This window comes from Pseudonocardia sp. TMWB2A, assembly GCF_017312135.1.
In genome coordinates this window covers 1,780,464-1,795,838 of sequence record NZ_QKQY01000002.1, presented here as the reverse complement: position 1 = coordinate 1,795,838, position 15,375 = coordinate 1,780,464, and the positions used below count along the sequence as shown (strand labels likewise).

Sequence of the window (15,375 nt, the reverse complement as noted above, 5' to 3'; positions counted from 1 at the left end):
GTCAGCTCCCTGCCTGGGTGATCCGCAGGACCGGCGGTCCGTCGCCGTGGCGGCGCTCGTACTCGTCCCAGGCGGCGTCGGCGGCGGCGGCGGCCCGCTCGGTGCGGGTCGGGGCGGTCTGGCGGTTCGCGACCTCGTTCGCGACGGACTGGAACGCGGTCTCGCCGAGGCCCTTGCTGGCCCAGGCGGCGAGGGCGTCGAGCAGCAGGTCGTCGGGCCAGCCGCGCTTGAGGAGCACGTCGACCTCGACGCCGAGCCGGGTCGTGACCCGGGGGCCGGGGCGGCGGGTGCAGGTGGCGGCCCAGGTCTCGACGATCGCGACGGCGGCGCCGGAGCGGGCGGTCTCGGCCATGCGGCGGTGCCCGGCGTCGCGGCGCCGCTGGCGGCGGCCGAGCGAGGTGACCGCGGCGGGGCCCTCGGCGCCGGCTCGGGCGTGCTCGCGCGCGTCGCCGCCGTCAGGCGGCGATGACGGTTCAACTGACGGGTCAATGACGGTTAGGTGCTCAGATTGGAGGGGGGTCGTGCTCAGATTGGGAGGGGGTCCGCTCAGATCGGGAGGGGTGTCAATCTGAGAGGGGGTGCCAGATTGGGAGGGGGTAGGCGACGGCGCGGCAGCCGGTGCTGAGGCCGGGATCGGGGACTCCGAACGGGTCCGGATCTCCCGGGCCGGGCGCCCCTTCAGCGCGGCCACGTCGATCCGGTAGACGGCCGAGGCGTTGAACCGCTGCTGCGACGACAGCAGCCCGTCCGCCTCCAGCGACTGCAGGTGCCGGCGCACCGTCGACTCGCCCGCCTGGGTCTTCGACGCGAGCAGCCGGATCGAGGGCCAGCACACGCCGTCGTCGTTCGCGGCGTCGGCCAGCGCGAGCAGCGTCATCCGCTGCGGCGCCGGGACGTCCGACGCCCACACCAGGGTCATCACCGCGATGCTCACGCGCCCACCGCCGGGATCTCGACCGGGCGCACCAGCGCCTCGACGACCGGGACCGACCCCGCCGGGAGCGGGATGTGCCCCATCGCGACACCGACGACGACGGCCTGGGTGCGGTTGAGGGCGCCCAGCTTGATCAGGACGCGCCGCAGGTAGGTCTTCACGGTGTTCTCGGTCAGGTACAGCTGGCGGCCCACCTCGGCGTTCGTCAGCCCGGCCGCGAGCAGGCGCAGCACCTGCTCCTCCCGGTGCGACAGCGGGTCGCCCTTCTTCGCGTTCGTCGCCCTCGTGGGCATCAGGTCTCCGTCGTTCCGGCCGCCCGCGAGGCGGCCTTGCTGGTGGTGTCCGGGGCGGGCCACGACACGTCGTGCAGCTCCCGCCCCCACAGGTCGACCACGGCCACCACACGGCCGAGGTCATGAGCGCGGGCGGCGAGACGCCACACCGGGGCGCGCTCCCAGAACGCCGGGCCGCCGACCGCGACGAGCACCCGCCCACACAGCGCAGCGAGGTGCTCGTCGCGGCCATCGGCGGGGAGCGGGATCGCGATCTCGTCGTTCACCCCGGCCCGCTCGACCGGCCGGGTCTGGCCGGCGGCGGGGTGGGCGACGACGAACAGGTCCAGGTAGTGGCGGGCGGCGTGGTCGACCAGCTGCACACCGGTCAGGTCGCCCTGGTGGTGCAGCTCGGTCGCGCCCTCGTCGTACCAGCGGGTCAGGACCCGGCCGACGCCACGCGTCTGGGTGTCGGACATGCCCGCGCGGGGGCCGGCGAACGCGACCCGGTCCAGGTCGGCGGTCACGACAGCGCCGCCTGACGGGCCGCGGCGCGGTCCAGCACCGCCGCGGTGAGCGCGCGCAGGTCCGCGGAGATGACCGTGCCCGGGCGACTGGAGTGCCCCCGGGTGTCGTGCAGGACCCCGGTGTACTCCTCGAGCAGCTCGGCGAACCGGCCCCGGTCGGCGTCGGTCAGGCCGCGGTCCACGTGCCGGGCGATCGCGCGCAGCCGGTGCCGGGTCGCCTCGGTCCGGCCGTCAGGGTGGCGGCGGGTGTACTCCACCGAGCTGGCCCGCAGCGCCGCCCGGTGAGTCCCGCCGTCCGGGTGCGGTGCACCGAACGAGCGGTCACCAGCGCAGAACGCGCGGGCCGCGTCCATCCCCGCGGACAGGCCGTTGCACGCCAGCGCAGCGGTCGCCTGCCAGCCGAACAGATTCGCGGCGATCCACGCCGTCGGGTCCGACGTCATGACGCCTCCCGCCGCCGAGCTCGACGACGCGCCAGCACCAGGGCGTCGCGGGTCACACCCATCCGTGCGGCGATCTGCTCGTCCGGGACACCGGACAGCCGCAGGTGCTCGTCCTCGCCCAGGTCCACCGCGGACTGCGGCGCGACGCCGAGGTCCGGCACCGCGGCCGGGTCGTCGATCGTGTCGTCGTCCCAGGCCAGTGGCGGTACCCATCCGTGCCGGGCCGCGGTGGCCCGGGCCCGGCCTGCCATCTGCTTGCGGGACAGGGTGTCGGTGACCGGCGCGGACATCGACAAGGCGTCGTAGACGTCCGAGACCCGACGGGCCATGGACGCCGTCACCTTGGATGCCCGGAGCAGCGCCGTGACCTGTGCGCGCAGCATCCCGAGGCGGGCGGCGATCGACGGGACGGTGTGTCCCATCGCGACCAGAGCCTGGAGACGTCGGGCCGTGCCGGTGCCGTCGATGACCGCGCCGCCGGCCAGCAGCGCCGGATCCGGCCGCACCGCGAGCAGCCGGTCCGCCGTGGCCGGGCGAACCCGCTGCGAAGGGACCAGCGCCTGCGACGGCTTCCCGTAGATGAGGGTCCTGATGGTGTCGACCGGCACCCCGGACAGCTCCGAGATCCGCTCCGGGCCCATCCCAGCAGCGCGCAGTGCGTTGACGTGGTCGCGTACTGGGTCGGCGTCGACCAAGGTGACGGTGCCGTAGGCGAGGCGCCGGCGGCGGCCACGCTCGTACGTGCGGCGAGCGCTCACGCAGACGTCGCACTTGCATTTCTCCGCGATGTACCGCGACAGCCCGTGCGGGCGCGGTCCTCGCGACGTCGTCGTGCGGGTCACCCGGCACCCCCGTCCACCAGGACCAGCAGACCGCGGCCGCCCGTCTGGTCGAGCTCCTCGGCGGCAGCACGGCCCGCGTCGGTCAGCTCGTAGCAGCGGTCCGCCGGCCGGACCGTCGGGGCGAGCAGGTCGGCCGCCGAGCGAAGCTGCGCCGCGATCCGGACCAGGTCCTCGCGGGTCAGGTCCCCGCGCGGCGCCTGCGCCTCCCACGTCATCAGCCCGTCCGCCGCGCGGACGGCCAGCTCGGCGGCCTGGCCGACCACGGCGGCGTTCACCGGGGCCGTCACGACGACGCCCCGCTGATCAGCGCGCGGACCTGCTCGGCCACCACCGGGTCCATCCCGTAGCGAGATCCGGGCCGCTGGTGCACCAGCACCTGCAGCGCGACCTCGTCCAGCAGCACCTTCCGCAGCTCGGTGACATCCCGCGACGCAGCGACCGCTACATCCGCCAGCGGCACCCCCGCCCGGACCGCAGCCAGCGCCCACGGGACGACGTACACCTCGGCCAGCCGCGCCAGGTGGGCAGCCTCGGCCAGCATCGCCACCGCGTGCTCGGCGACCTCCTCAGCCGGCAGCGACTCACGGTAGGTGTGCTGCGCCAGCGCGCGCTGCCGGCGCTCGATGTCCGCGCCGACCTCGTCCCACGCGCCCTCGACCTGGTCCGGGGTCCGCGGGGCGCTCACCGGGCACCACCCTCGGCCTCGACGGTCGACACGACGGCCAGGCCACACTTCTTCGCCTGCTTCGCGGTCAGCGACAGAAACTCGTCGCCCCGGGCGGCGACGAGTTCGCCGCCGAGGCCGTCGGTCGCCACGCCCATCACGTGCACGAACTTCCGGCCCGTGCCGATCTGCTCCTTGTGCATGACGAGGCGGACCTCGCACCAGATCGTGATCGGGGTGCCGTCCTCCTTCTCGAACGTCCCGTGCCACCACTGGCCGGGGGCGAAGTTGGCCGCCATCCGGTACTTGGCCAGCGACTCCGGCAGCGGGGCAGTCGTCTGCTCAGCCACGGTCGGCTCCGTCCTCGCGCTGCTCGGTCTTCCACCACACGCGGTTCACGACGCCGCTCCGACGGGCTGCTCGGCCTCGAGCACCGACACGGTCGGGTAGATCGTCATGTCGTCGGGCAGCACGGTCTCGTCGGTGCCGGGCTCGCGCGGCATGAGGATGCCGACCAGGTTCCCGATGCCCAGGACCACGGCCTGCTTGGTGCCGGTGCTGCGGAAGCTCAGGGACACCCCGCGCCGCGCCGCGATCCGCGCGAACACGACGAGCTTGGACGCGGCGACGAAGACCGGCTCGGCGGCGACGTCCTTGATCAGGCACTGGGCCATCACCTTGCCGATGTCGGGGAAGCCGTCAGCTGCGTTGTGCGCGAACTGCACGGACACCGACGCCAGGTCGCCGAGTGAGGCCTGCGAGAACGTGACCTGGCCGTCCTCCACGGTGATCGTGGTCTGCGCGACGGAGTTCAGGCTGCGCGCGGTGTGGGGGCGCAGGGCCGCGAGGAGCTGGGCCAGCTGCTGGTGGGACAGGAACAGGCGCTGGCCGAGCTGTCCGTCGGCGACGACGGGGACCGATCCCTGCAGGGCCATGAACCGGTCGGTCGCTGTGGCGACCAGGACGTGCCGATCGTCGCGCTCGGCCACGATCAGGGCGACGCCGGCGAGGAACGGCAGCGAGCGGTCCTTGCTCGCGGCCTCGCGGACGTCGACGAGCAGCCGGACCAGGACAGGTGTGTCGACAGTGATCATCGGGCCCTCCGGACGATCTCGATGCGCCGCTCGTCGAGCCAGCGGTGCGCGGCCTCGACCCGGGCCGGGGCGACCGTCTCCGCCAGCTCGTCCACGCGGTGCGACGTGACCGCCCAGCCGCCGGCCTCCGCGGTGACCAGAGCGTTCGCCGCGCCGAACGCGACGAGGTGCTCCACGACGTCGTCCAGGTCGTCGCCGTGCAGCAGCTGCAGGCCGTGCGTGGCGGGCAGCGACAGGACCTGGTCGACCGAGGCCTCGTAGCGGCGGGCCGCGTCCCGGCCCATGCCCGGGTACGGGTCCGCCACCGGAGCCGGGCCCACACGGCGCAGCGCCACCTCGTAGGACATGCCGCCGATCAGCAGCAGCCCGCGGCGAGCGCGGATCAGGAACGACCACAGCTTCACCAGCCACTCCACCCACAGCGGAAGCTCGGGTTTCGGCTGGTCGGGCGCTACACTCGGGGTGCGCCCTTCGGATTCGATCATCAGTCTCTCCGGTGGGTATGGACCGGCCGCCCCTGCACGGGCTGCCGGTCCTTCTTGTTGTGGGTCAGGCGGGCTGCTGGGTCTTCGCGGAGTCGGGATCGACGAACACGGCGGGCGAGACGCCGAGCTCGCGGGCGATCGCCATGAGCTGGTCCGCCTCGAACGGCACGACGCCTCGGAGGCGCCGCGACATGACGTGGTAGGGCACGCCCAGGCGCTCGGAAAGCTGCAGACCGGAGGTTCCGGCCGCAGTGATCTCCGTCCGCACTCTTGCTGCTACGAGTGCGCGGTCGGTGGACATGGGGCCACTATAGTGCTCTGAGAGCCACGTTCGTCAAGCGGATGGGCTGTCGCCATCGACCACTACGCTCTGTGCTCGATCACGCCACGTTGACGCGCTCACAGCTCAACTTTTACTGTGAGCGCATGACCACTGCTGCAGCGACCGCACCCAACGTGAACGACCCCGACGGCTCGTTCGGTCAAGAGCTGGCCGCCGAGATCCGCGCAGAGATCGCACGGCTCGGGATGTCCCGCCGCCGACTCGCCCTCGACATCGGGCGCGAACCGTCCTGGCTGACGAAGCGGCTGGCCGGCGTGATCCCCATGACGACGAACGACGTCGAGTCCATCGCGACCGCGCTCGGCACGTCTCCGGTCGCACTCGTGCTGGCCACACCGTCTGGTCGGAGGGTTGCGCAGCAGTCGATAACGGCTCGGTAACCTGATCGGGTGCGCCTGGCAGTTCTCGACGTGGGGTCCAACACCGTTCACCTGCTGGTGGTGGACGCCCACCGGGGTGCCCACCCGAAGCCCATGTCGTCGGAGAAGGACCAGCTGCGCCTGGCCGAGCACCTCGACCGCAAGGGCGCGCTGGGCCGCGACGGCGTGAAGGCGCTGCTGGAGAGCGTGCACCGGGCCCGGGATACCGCCCGGGCCGCCGGCTGCGACGACCTCCTGGCGTTCGCCACGTCCGCGCTGCGCGACGCGACGAACTCCGCCGAGGTCCTCGCCCGGGTGCAGCGCGAGACCGGGGTGGCGCTGGAGGTCCTGCCCGGCGAGGACGAGGCCCGCTGGACCTTCCTCGCCGTCCGCCGCTGGTGCGGCTGGTCGGCCGGGCGGCTGCTCGTGCTCGACATCGGCGGCGGCTCGCTGGAGCTGGCCGTCGGGCGCGACGAGACCCCCGACGTCGCCGCGTCGGTGCCGCTGGGCGCGGGCCGGCTGACCCGCGACGCGTTCACCTCCGACCCGCCGTCGCGGGCGGAGGTCGCCGCGCTGACCGAGCGCGTCCGCGACGAGATCGCCCCCGTCGCCGGACGGCTGCGTGCCGCGGGGCGCCCGGACCGGGCCGTCGGCACCTCCAAGACCTTCCGGACGCTGGCCCGGCTCGCCGGTGCCGCGCCGTCCAGCGCCGGGCCGGGCGCCCGCCGCACGCTGACCGCGCAGGGCCTGCGCCAGCTGTCGGCGTTCATCACCCGGATGTCGGGTCCCGACCTCGCCGAGCTCGACGGCGTGAGCGCCAGCCGGGCGCACCAGCTCGTCGCCGGGGCGGTCGTCGCGCAGGCCGCGATGGACGCCCTCGGCGTGACCGAACTCGAGATCTGTCCGTGGGCGTTGCGCGAGGGAGTGATCCTCCGGCGCTTCGACATGCTCGATGGGACGAACGGGGACGACCGCTCGGCGCAGACATCCCCGGGCGGGCTTGGACCCTTGACAACACACAGGGCACGGTGGTCGTGATGAGTGTGGACAGCGGAGAGCCTCGCCAGCGGACGGTCGCGGAGCTCCTGGCCGCCAACGGCGGCCAGCAGCCCGGACGACGCCGCCGTCGTCGCGCCGCGGAGGACGACGAGGGGCCCGTCGCCCCGTCGCCCGCGGCACCCGCGCGGACCGACGTGGCGGCCCCGCCGCGCCGCCCCGCGGCCGCCGACCGTGTCCGCCCGCCCGAGGGGTTCGCCCCGCGCGGTGGCGACGGTCCGCCCCCCACCGAGCACCCGTCGTTCCCGCCCGCGCGCCGCCCCGACCCCTCCGAGGGGCCGGCCGGGCGCGCACCGGAGCCGTTCGTACCGAACGGCAACGCCCCGAACGGCGGTGCTCCCCACGGCGGCGCCCCGAACGGCAGCGCCCCGAACGGCAGCAGCCCGAACGGCGGCAGCCCGAACGGTGCTGCGCCCCACGGGGCCACGGCCTTCGGCGGCGCCCCGAACGGTGCCCCGCCCCGCAGGCCGCAGGGCCCGCCCCCCGGCCAGTGGTCCGCGGGTCCCGGCCCGGCCCCGCAGGCCCGTCCGCTCCCGCCCGAGCCGCAGGGCCCGCCGAACGGCCGCCCCTACGGCCACGACGACGGCCCCGCCACCCAGGCCTGGGGTCCCCGCGGCGACGCCCCGCGCCCGTCCGGTCCGTACGGCCCCCCTTCCGGCGCGGCCGACGACGTCCCCGACGAGATCCCCACCAGCCGGCTCGGCGCCCGCCGCCCGGCCCCCACGGCCGACGACGACGGCGGCCCGCCCACCCAGTTCGGCGCCCCGCCGCTGGACGACGAGCATGACGGCCCCCGTCCGCATCCGGCCGACGCGGGCCCGCCGACCGGCGCCTACGACCCGTACGCCGACGACTACGACGACCGGCAGGGCTACGACGACCGGGGCCGTGACGACCGGGGCTACGACGCCGACCCCCGCTACGACGACCGGGGCTACGACGCCGACCCCCGCTACGACGACCGCCACGGCCCCGCCGGGTACGACGACGGACCCGGCTCCGCCGACGGCGGCCGCACCGGCGTGCTCGCCCCCGAGCGCCCGCAGGAAGACGACTACGACGACTACGAGGACCACGGCGAGCTCGCCGCCGGCGCCGTCGAGGAGGACGAGCCCCCGCGTCGCCGCTTCGGGCGCCGCGGCGCCGTCACCGACAGCGGTGAGCAGCCGCCCGCGGGCCTCGACGACGACGCGTCGACCGGTGCGGCCGGGACCGGCCAGGCCTGGGCGGTCGTCATCGCCCAGTGGATCGGCGGCGCCGTCGCCGGCGCGGCGATCTGGGTGCTGTTCCGCTACCTGTGGACCTCGCTGCCGATCGTGGCGCTGTCGCTCGCGGTCGTGCTGACCGTCGGGCTCGTGCTCGGCGTGCGGGCCCTGCTGCGCAACGACGACCTGAAGACCACGCTGTTCGCGGTGCTCGTCGGACTGCTGCTGACCGTGTCCCCGGCGATCCTGGTGTTGTTGGACCGGTAACGATGAGCGACGGTGTGACGACTCCACGATTCGTGACACCGTCGCGCCTGTCCACCGCCGACCTGCCCGGGTCGGCACCCGTCGCGCTGTCCACGGCCTCGGTCTACCCGGAGGGCGTTGCCGCCGGGTTCGAGATCGCCGGTGAGCTGGGCTACGACGGCGTCGAGCTCATGATCTGGACCGACCCGGTCAGCCAGGACCCGCGCGCGGTCGAGCGCCTCGCGCACCGCCACGGGGTGCCGATCCTCGCGGTCCACGCGCCCTGCCTGGCCGTCACCCAGCGGGTCTGGGGGGCCGACCCGGTGCACCGGCTGCGGCGCACCGTCGAGGTCGCCGCCCGGCTGGGCGCGCGCACCGTGGTGGTGCACCCGCCGTTCCGCTGGCAGCGCCGCTACGCCGACGTCTTCGCCGACGAGGTCGCCCGCGCCCACGAGGTCCACGACGTCACGCTGCCGGTGGAGAACATGTTCCCGGTGACCCGCGGCGGGATCAGCACGGTGCCCTACGCGCTGGGCCACGACCCGACCGGCACCGGGTTCGGCGCGTACACCCTGGACCTGTCGCACACCGCCGCGGCCGGCGTCGACGCGCTCGACCTCGCCGAGCGGATGGGGGACCGGCTCACCCACCTGCACCTCACCGACGGCTCAGGCGCCCCGCGCGACGAGCACCTGGTCCCCGGCCGCGGGGCGCAGCCGTGCGCCGAGGTGTGCCAGCGCCTGGCCGACTCCCGGTTCGCCGCGGACGGCGGCACCGTCGTCCTGGAGGTGTCGACCCGGCGCTGCCGGACTCGGCAGGAGCGCACCGCGCTGCTCGCCGAGTCGCTGCTGTTCGCCCGGCTGCACCTCACACCGACGATGTCCGCCGTCGCTCCTACCCGTGGGTAACATGCCCGTATGAGCAGTACGACGGTCCGGCCGTTCGCCGACTCGCACGTGATCGAGCACCTCGGGGACGGCCGGTTCCGCGCCCGGCTCGACGAGACCTGGGCGATCGGGGACAAGGCCTTCGGCGGCCTGCTGATGGTGCTCATGGCCAAGTCCGGGCTGGCCCGCCTCGCGGCCGACGACGCACCCGCGCCCGACCCGCTGGCCGTCGCCGTGGACTTCCTGCGCGCGCCCGACCTGGGCCCGGTCGAGATCACGACCGACCCGCTCAAGATCGGGCGGACGGTGTCCACGGTCGCCGTGCGGCTGCACCAGGAGGGCAGGCTCATGCTGCACTCCACCGTCACCGCCGGCGTGCTGCCGACCGAGGCCCCGCGCCTGGACGACGGCTCCGCGCTCGCCGTCGAACCGGACCCGGACGCGCTCGACCCGGCCTCGGCCGAGGGCGGCGCGCGCGGCCTCGCCGCCGCCTGCGAGCTGCGCTACCCGCGCGGCGCGCTGCCGTTCCTGCGCGGCGAGACCGGGCCGCCGGAGATGACCGGCTGGGTCCGTCCGCGCGGCGAGGAGCCGGACGTGCTGTTCGCGCTGATGGCCGGCGACATCCTGCCCCCGACCGTGTTCAACCTCGGCGGGACGTTCGGCTGGGCGCCGACGGTGCAGCTCACCGCGCTGCTGCGGGCCCGCCCCGCCCCGGGCTGGCTGCGGGTCGGGTCCCGCTCGCGTGCGGTGTCGAGCCCGCCCGCCGGCGTCGGGGTGTCGAGCGCGCAGTTCGACGAGGACGTCACCGTCGTCGACGCGCGCGGCCGCACCGTCTGCCAGGCCCGCCAGCTCGCCCTGGCCCCGCTGGCCCGCTGAGGGGTTCCTACGCTGCCCCCATGACGAGGATCGCGGTACTGGGCGGGGGACGGATCGGCGAGGCGCTGCTCGGCGGGCTGCTGGCGGCCGGGCGGGACGCCGGTGACCTGGTGGTCGCCGAGCGGTACCCGGCGCGGGCGCAGGAGCTGACCGCGTCGCTGGGGGTCACCGCGGCCCCGGTCGACGAGGCGGTGCGCGGGGCCGGGACGGTCGTCGTCGCCGTCAAGCCGCAGGACGTCGTCACGCTGCTCGGCGAGGTCGCCGGGGCGCTGGAGCCGGGCGCGCTCGTCGTGTCGCTGTGCGCGGGCCTGCCGACCTCGCTGTTCGAGGGCGCCCTGCCCGACGGCACGCCGGTCGTGCGGGTCATGCCGAACACCCCGATGCTGCTCGGCGCGGCGATGTGCGCGATCTCCCCGGGCGCGCACGCGACCCCCGCGCACCTCGACGAGACCGAGGCGCTGCTGTCCACCGTCGGCGCGGTGCTGTGCCTGGACGAGGCGAAGCAGGACGCCGCGACCGCGCTGTCCGGCTCCGGGCCCGCGTACTTCTTCCTGGTCGCCGAGGCGATGATCGAGGCGGGCGTCGGGCTGGGCCTGACCCGCCCGGACGCGACCGAGCTGACCGTGCAGACCGCGCTCGGTGCCGCGCGGATGCTGCGCGAGACCGGTGAGCACCCCGCGGTGCTGCGGGAGAACGTCACCTCGCCGGCCGGGACGACGGCGGCCGCCCTGCGCGAGCTGGAGCGGCACGGGCTGCGTGCGGCCCTGGCCGACGCGGTCACCGCGGCGCACGACCGCTCGGTGGCGCTCGGTCGCGGCTGACCCGGGCCGCCGGTACCTCGTTCAGCTCATCGTATGACGCAAAGTCACACGGACGCGCCGTGCTGTAGCACGATCGGGCCCCCTCTGGCGGACCGATCGTCACATCCGCCCCGGTAGACTGCACCTGCATCCCCCACCACCGGGCGAACCGGGGAACCCGTCTCGGGGGAGGAAGGCGGTGCCCCATGGCGGCGGAACGTCCCGAGCCCCTGCGGCCGTCCCAGGTCCAGTTCCTGACGGTGGCCGAGGTCGCGTCGATGATGCGCGTCTCGAAGATGACCGTGTACCGGCTCGTCCACTCCGGCGAGCTGCCCGCCGCGCGGGTCGGTCGCTCGTTCCGCGTGCCGCAGCGCGCGGTCGAGGACTACCTGCGCAACGCCTACTTCGACGCGGGCTGATCCCCGGTGGGGTGAAGGCCGGTACGCCCGGGTAGACTGGTGAACCGGCTGCCGACCCCCACCGGTCGCATCGCGTCGTCGCCCCGCTCCGGCGGGCGTCGCCCGGCCCGCGCCTCGTGTCCACGTGCACGGATCGTGCGGGCGGCCCACTCCGAGGTCACCCGGTGGAGCGGTCGCTGACGATCTGCGTCGACACAGGAGGAGCACCCACATGGGCTCGGTCATCAAGAAGCGCCGCAAGCGGATGTCGAAGAAGAAGCACCGCAAGCTGCTGCGCAAGACCCGGGTGCAGCGCCGCAAGCTCGGCAAGTGACTCGCGCACCGGCCGCGCCCCCGCTCCCCGCGGGTGCGCGGCCGGTGTCGTTGTGGCGCTCCGTCCCCCGGACGGACGCGTCGCGCACCTCACGTGTCCGCGTACCTGCCCGGTGTGACGGGGCGGGACTACGATCGGCACGATCTCGCGTCAGCCCCCGGTGAACGGAGCGCCCATGGACCGGCCGACCCCGAACGTCGTGCTGGTCACCGGGGTCAGCGGCTTCCTCGGCGGGCACCTCGCGGCCCGGCTGGCGGCCGACTCGGCCATCGACCGGGTGCTGGGCGTGGACACCGTCCCCCCGCCCCGGGACCTGCTGAAGCGGATGGGCCGCGCCGAGTTCGTGCGCGCCGACATCCGCAACCCGCTCATCGCGAAGGTCATCTCCTCGGCGAACGTCGACACCGTCGTGCACGCGTCGCTCTCGGCCAGCCCCGCCTCGTCGGGCGGCCGGGCGACGATGAAGGAGATGAACGTCATCGGCACGATGCAGCTCCTCGCCGCGTGCCAGAAGGCGACCAGCGTGCGCCGGGTCGTGCTCAAGTCGACGACCGCGGTCTACGGCTCCAGCTCCCGCGACCCCGCCGTGTTCGACGAGGCCATCGGGGCCAAGGACCTGCCCTCGGGCGGGTACGCCAAGGACGCCGCGGAGATCGAGGGCTACCTGCGCGGGTTCAGCCGTCGTCGCCCGGACGTCACCACCACGGTCCTGCGGTTCGCCAACTTCATCGGCCCGCGGATGGACACCGTGCTGTCGCGCTACTTCGCGCTGCCGGTCGTCCCCACCGTGCTGGGCTACGACGCCCGGATCCAGCTGCTGCACGAGGAGGACGGCCTCGCCGTGCTCGAGCGTGCCGCCACCCACGAGCTGCCGGGCGTGTTCAACGTCGCCGCGCACGGGGTGCTGATGCTGTCCCAGGCCATCCGGCGCGCGGGCAAGATCGCCGTCCCGGTGCCGAGCGGCGCGGTCGGCCCGGTCAGCCGGGTGCTGCGCGGCGCGCGCGTCGTCGACTTCTCCCCGGAGCAGATGCGCTTCCTCAACTTCGGCAGGGTCGTGGACCTCACCCGGCTGATCGACGACTTCGGCTTCGTGCCGCGGTGGACGACCACCCAGGCGTTCGACGACTTCGTGCGCGGCAAGGCGCTGGCGCCGGTGCTCGGCCCGGAGCGGATCGCCTCGCTCGAACGGGGCGTGCTCGGTCTGGCCCGGTCGCTGCGGTGACGGGTCGGGACGGCGGCATGCGGGCACGCGAGCAGGGACGGCCGGGCGGCCGCGGTGGTACGACGAAGGGCGACGGCATGGCCGAGGCGCGGGTGATCCCGATCCGGGGCAACCGGGGGCCTGCCCGGCCCGCGCGGGCCGAGGAGCCGTCGCGGCCCGCGCCGGTCGCCTCCGCACCCGAGCCCGAGGACGACGAGGGCCCGGCCTGGGAGGCCGCGCTGGAGCAGGTCCTGGAGTTCCTGCGCCGCCGGCTCGCGGGCGACTACCCGATCGACGAGTTCGGCTTCGACCGCGAGCTCACCGACGCGATGGTGCTGCCCGCCCTGCGCCCGCTCTACAAGCGCTGGTTCCGCGTCGAGACCATCGGCACCCACCACATCCCTGAGACCGGTGGCGCGCTGATCGTCGCCAACCACTCCGGGACGCTGCCGCTCGACGCGGTGATGACGACCGTCGCGGTGCACGACGACCACCCGTCGCACCGGCACCTGCGGCTGCTCGGCGCCGACCTCATGTTCACCATGCCGGTCTCCGGCTCGCTGGCCCGCAAGGCCGGCGCGACGCTGGCCTGCAACCCCGACGCCGAGCGGCTCATGACCTCCGGCGAGCTCGTCGGCGTGTTCCCCGAGGGGTTCAAGGGGATCGGCAAGCCGTTCCGGGACCGCTACAAGCTGCAGCGGTTCGGCCGCGGCGGGTTCGTCTCCGCCGCGCTGCGCACCGGGGTCCCGATCATCCCGTGCTCGATCGTCGGCGCCGAGGAGATCTACCCCAAGATCGGCGACCTGGCGCCGCTGGCCCGGCTGTTCGGGGCGCCGTACTTCCCGGTCACGCCGACCTTCCCGCTGCTCGGCCCGGCGGGGCTGATCCCGCTGCCGTCGAAGTGGTACATCGAGTTCGGCGAGCCGATCCGCACCGACGACCACACCCCGGCCGACGTCGACGACCCGATGCTCGTGTTCAACCTGACCGACCAGGTCCGGGAGACCATCCAGCACACGCTGTACCGGCTGCTGTCCCAGCGGCGCAACGTGTTCCTGGGATGATCCGGCGGCCGGACCCGCTGCGGTGGCTCTGGTACGCCGCCGGTGGACGGCTGCCCGCTCGGTACCGCGGGTGGGTGCTGCATGACACGACCTGCCGGACCTGGCACCTGCGGCACTTCGCGCGCACGGCGGCGGTGCTGACGCTGCTGTCGGTGCCGCTGGTGCTCGTCGTCCCGGGCCCGCTGTGGCTGCGGCTCACCGCCCTGCTGCTGGGCTGGCTGGTGTCGCTGCAGTACGCGCTGTTCGTGATGGAGGAGTCCGTCGAGCACCGCGTGATGAAGGCCGGCTACCCCGCCGGCACCGCCCGCGCGACGCGGCGGGAGGCCACCGCCGACGAGCGGGCCGAGGCCGCCCGCCGCTACGCCGAGCGCTACCGCGGGGCCCCGCCGCCCTGAGCGGCCGGGCGGGTCAGCGCTTGCGGTAGGCCATCCCGGCCGCCACCGCACCGGCGACGGCGCCCGCACCGAGCACCGAGGGCACCCCGATCCGGGCGGCCTTGCGGCCGGTCCGGAAGTCGCGGATCTGCCAGTTGCGGGCCTTCGCGACGTCGCGCAGCTCGGAGTCCGGGTTCACCGCGACCGCGGTGCCGACCGCCGAGAGCATCGGGACGTCGTTCACCGAGTCCGAGTACGCGGTGCAGCGGCGCAGGTCCAGCCCCTCCGACGCGGCCAGCGCGCGGACCGCGTGCGCCTTCGCCGGGCCGTGCAGGATCTCGCCGACCAGCCGTCCGGTGTAGAGCCCGTCGACGGACTCCGCGACGGTGCCCAGCGCCCCGGTCAGCCCGAGCCGCCGCGCGATGATGCGGGCCAGCTCGATCGGCGTCGCGGTGACCAGCCAGACCCGCTGGCCGGCGTCGAGGTGCATCTGGGCCAGCGCCCGGGTCCCCGCCCAGATCCGGTCCGACATCAGCTCGTCGTAGATCTCCTCGCCGAGCGCGACGACCTCGTCGACCGGACGGCCCGCGACGAACGACAGCGCGGTGTCGCGGTGTCCCGCGATGCCGCCCTTGTCCTCCCGGCCGCCGACCCGGAACTTGATCTGCTGCCAGGCGAAGCCGGCCATGTCGGAGGTGGTGAAGAACTTGCGCGCGGCCAGGCCGCGGGCGAAGTGGAAGATCGACGCGCCGACCATCATCGTGTTGTCGCAGTCGAAGAACGCGGCGGCGGTGAGGTCCGGCGGCGCGCCGTCCCCGCCCTCCGGGCCGTCGGGGTGGTCGTCGGCCTCGGCGGCGACGGCCGCGGCGGCGGAGGCCTGACCGGCCCGCTGCGCGGAGTCGAGTGCGGTCGCCCGCTCCAGCACCCCCGGCTCCTCGGAGAGCCCGGTGTGGGTGGGCGGGTGAGACTCG

The 15,375-nt window shown here is 74.6% G+C and carries 23 protein-coding genes; 11 read left to right on the top strand and 12 right to left on the bottom strand.

Features of this window, described 5'->3' with window-relative positions:
* Nucleotide 1 precedes the first annotated feature (1 nt).
* The 11 genes from DMP17_RS23005 to DMP17_RS22955 form a co-directional block, all read right to left on the bottom strand.
* A complete protein-coding gene (locus tag DMP17_RS23005; protein ID WP_337830555.1) occupies nt 2-934 on the bottom strand; it encodes a helix-turn-helix domain-containing protein in 933 nt (310 codons plus the stop codon).
* Nucleotides 931-1,227 carry a response regulator transcription factor gene (locus DMP17_RS23000; RefSeq protein WP_337830554.1) on the bottom strand — a complete coding sequence of 99 codons (297 nt, stop codon included), beginning with the start codon at nt 1,225-1,227 and terminating at the stop codon, nt 931-933. The genes DMP17_RS23005 and DMP17_RS23000 overlap by 4 nt, the downstream gene beginning before the upstream one ends.
* Entirely contained in the window at nt 1,227-1,733 is a 507-nt protein-coding gene (locus tag DMP17_RS22995; protein WP_337830553.1) for a hypothetical protein, read from the bottom strand. The genes DMP17_RS23000 and DMP17_RS22995 overlap by 1 nt, the downstream gene beginning before the upstream one ends.
* On the bottom strand, nt 1,730-2,176 hold the full coding sequence (locus tag DMP17_RS22990) for a hypothetical protein (protein WP_337830552.1): 447 nt from the start codon (nt 2,174-2,176) through the stop codon (nt 1,730-1,732). The genes DMP17_RS22995 and DMP17_RS22990 overlap by 4 nt, the downstream gene beginning before the upstream one ends.
* Nucleotides 2,173-2,934, bottom strand: a complete 762-nt coding sequence (locus DMP17_RS22985; protein ID WP_337830551.1) for a hypothetical protein — start codon at nt 2,932-2,934, stop codon at nt 2,173-2,175. The genes DMP17_RS22990 and DMP17_RS22985 overlap by 4 nt, the downstream gene beginning before the upstream one ends.
* An 80-nt stretch (nt 2,935-3,014) precedes the next feature.
* Entirely contained in the window at nt 3,015-3,305 is a 291-nt protein-coding gene (locus tag DMP17_RS22980) for a hypothetical protein (RefSeq protein ID WP_337830550.1), read from the bottom strand.
* Complete coding sequence (locus tag DMP17_RS22975; protein WP_337830549.1) at nt 3,302-3,703, bottom strand: hypothetical protein; 402 nt, start codon at nt 3,701-3,703, stop codon at nt 3,302-3,304. Before DMP17_RS22975 ends, DMP17_RS22980 begins: the two co-directional genes overlap by 4 nt.
* Nucleotides 3,700-4,032, bottom strand: coding sequence for a hypothetical protein (locus DMP17_RS22970; protein WP_337830548.1), 333 nt, complete (start codon nt 4,030-4,032; stop codon nt 3,700-3,702). The genes DMP17_RS22975 and DMP17_RS22970 overlap by 4 nt, the downstream gene beginning before the upstream one ends.
* Before the next feature lie 45 nt (nt 4,033-4,077).
* Nucleotides 4,078-4,776 carry a hypothetical protein gene (locus DMP17_RS22965; RefSeq protein ID WP_337830547.1) on the bottom strand — a complete coding sequence of 233 codons (699 nt, stop codon included), beginning with the start codon at nt 4,774-4,776 and terminating at the stop codon, nt 4,078-4,080.
* A complete protein-coding gene (locus DMP17_RS22960) occupies nt 4,773-5,261 on the bottom strand; it encodes a hypothetical protein (protein WP_337830546.1) in 489 nt (162 codons plus the stop codon). The genes DMP17_RS22965 and DMP17_RS22960 overlap by 4 nt, the downstream gene beginning before the upstream one ends.
* Before the next feature lie 64 nt (nt 5,262-5,325).
* A complete protein-coding gene (locus DMP17_RS22955) occupies nt 5,326-5,562 on the bottom strand; it encodes a helix-turn-helix domain-containing protein (protein ID WP_337830545.1) in 237 nt (78 codons plus the stop codon).
* Nucleotides 5,563-5,687: 125 nt separating this feature from the next.
* On the opposite strand from DMP17_RS22955, the gene DMP17_RS22950 reads away from it, so the two are divergent.
* From DMP17_RS22950 to DMP17_RS22900, 11 genes are all read left to right on the top strand, one after another.
* Entirely contained in the window at nt 5,688-5,984 is a 297-nt protein-coding gene (locus tag DMP17_RS22950) for a helix-turn-helix domain-containing protein (protein WP_337830544.1), read from the top strand.
* Between the two features lie 9 nt (nt 5,985-5,993).
* Nucleotides 5,994-7,001 carry a Ppx/GppA phosphatase family protein gene (locus DMP17_RS22945; protein WP_226353948.1) on the top strand — a complete coding sequence of 336 codons (1,008 nt, stop codon included), beginning with the start codon at nt 5,994-5,996 and terminating at the stop codon, nt 6,999-7,001.
* Nucleotides 7,001-8,491, top strand: a complete 1,491-nt coding sequence (locus tag DMP17_RS22940) for a hypothetical protein (RefSeq protein ID WP_337830543.1) — start codon at nt 7,001-7,003, stop codon at nt 8,489-8,491. Before DMP17_RS22945 ends, DMP17_RS22940 begins: the two co-directional genes overlap by 1 nt.
* Nucleotides 8,492-8,553: 62 nt before the next feature.
* Nucleotides 8,554-9,378, top strand: coding sequence for a sugar phosphate isomerase/epimerase family protein (locus DMP17_RS22935; protein WP_443217970.1), 825 nt, complete (start codon nt 8,554-8,556; stop codon nt 9,376-9,378).
* A 9-nt stretch (nt 9,379-9,387) separates the two neighbouring features.
* Nucleotides 9,388-10,233, top strand: coding sequence for a thioesterase family protein (locus DMP17_RS22930; RefSeq protein WP_337830542.1), 846 nt, complete (start codon nt 9,388-9,390; stop codon nt 10,231-10,233).
* A gap of 20 nt (nt 10,234-10,253) precedes the next feature.
* Nucleotides 10,254-11,054: a pyrroline-5-carboxylate reductase gene (gene proC, locus DMP17_RS22925; protein WP_337830541.1), complete on the top strand. Its 801-nt coding sequence runs from the start codon at nt 10,254-10,256 to the stop codon at nt 11,052-11,054.
* 185 nt (nt 11,055-11,239) lie between these two features.
* Nucleotides 11,240-11,452 (top strand): helix-turn-helix domain-containing protein, encoded by a 213-nt coding sequence (locus tag DMP17_RS22920; protein WP_062398062.1) that lies wholly within the window; start codon nt 11,240-11,242, stop codon nt 11,450-11,452.
* A 211-nt stretch (nt 11,453-11,663) separates the two neighbouring features.
* A complete protein-coding gene (locus DMP17_RS22915; RefSeq protein ID WP_010241351.1) occupies nt 11,664-11,765 on the top strand; it encodes a 30S ribosomal protein bS22 in 102 nt (33 codons plus the stop codon).
* A 175-nt stretch (nt 11,766-11,940) separates the two neighbouring features.
* Nucleotides 11,941-12,987, top strand: coding sequence for an NAD-dependent epimerase/dehydratase family protein (locus DMP17_RS22910; protein ID WP_337830540.1), 1,047 nt, complete (start codon nt 11,941-11,943; stop codon nt 12,985-12,987).
* Between the two features lie 77 nt (nt 12,988-13,064).
* Nucleotides 13,065-14,030: a lysophospholipid acyltransferase family protein gene (locus DMP17_RS22905; protein ID WP_443217969.1), complete on the top strand. Its 966-nt coding sequence runs from the start codon at nt 13,065-13,067 to the stop codon at nt 14,028-14,030.
* On the top strand, nt 14,027-14,425 hold the full coding sequence (locus tag DMP17_RS22900; protein ID WP_226367697.1) for a DUF5313 family protein: 399 nt from the start codon (nt 14,027-14,029) through the stop codon (nt 14,423-14,425). The genes DMP17_RS22905 and DMP17_RS22900 overlap by 4 nt, the downstream gene beginning before the upstream one ends.
* 13 nt (nt 14,426-14,438) lie before the next feature.
* Here DMP17_RS22900 and DMP17_RS22895 read toward each other — a convergent pair whose 3' ends face one another.
* Complete coding sequence (locus DMP17_RS22895) at nt 14,439-15,329, bottom strand: HAD family hydrolase (protein ID WP_062398055.1); 891 nt, start codon at nt 15,327-15,329, stop codon at nt 14,439-14,441.
* Nucleotides 15,330-15,375 lie beyond the last annotated feature (46 nt).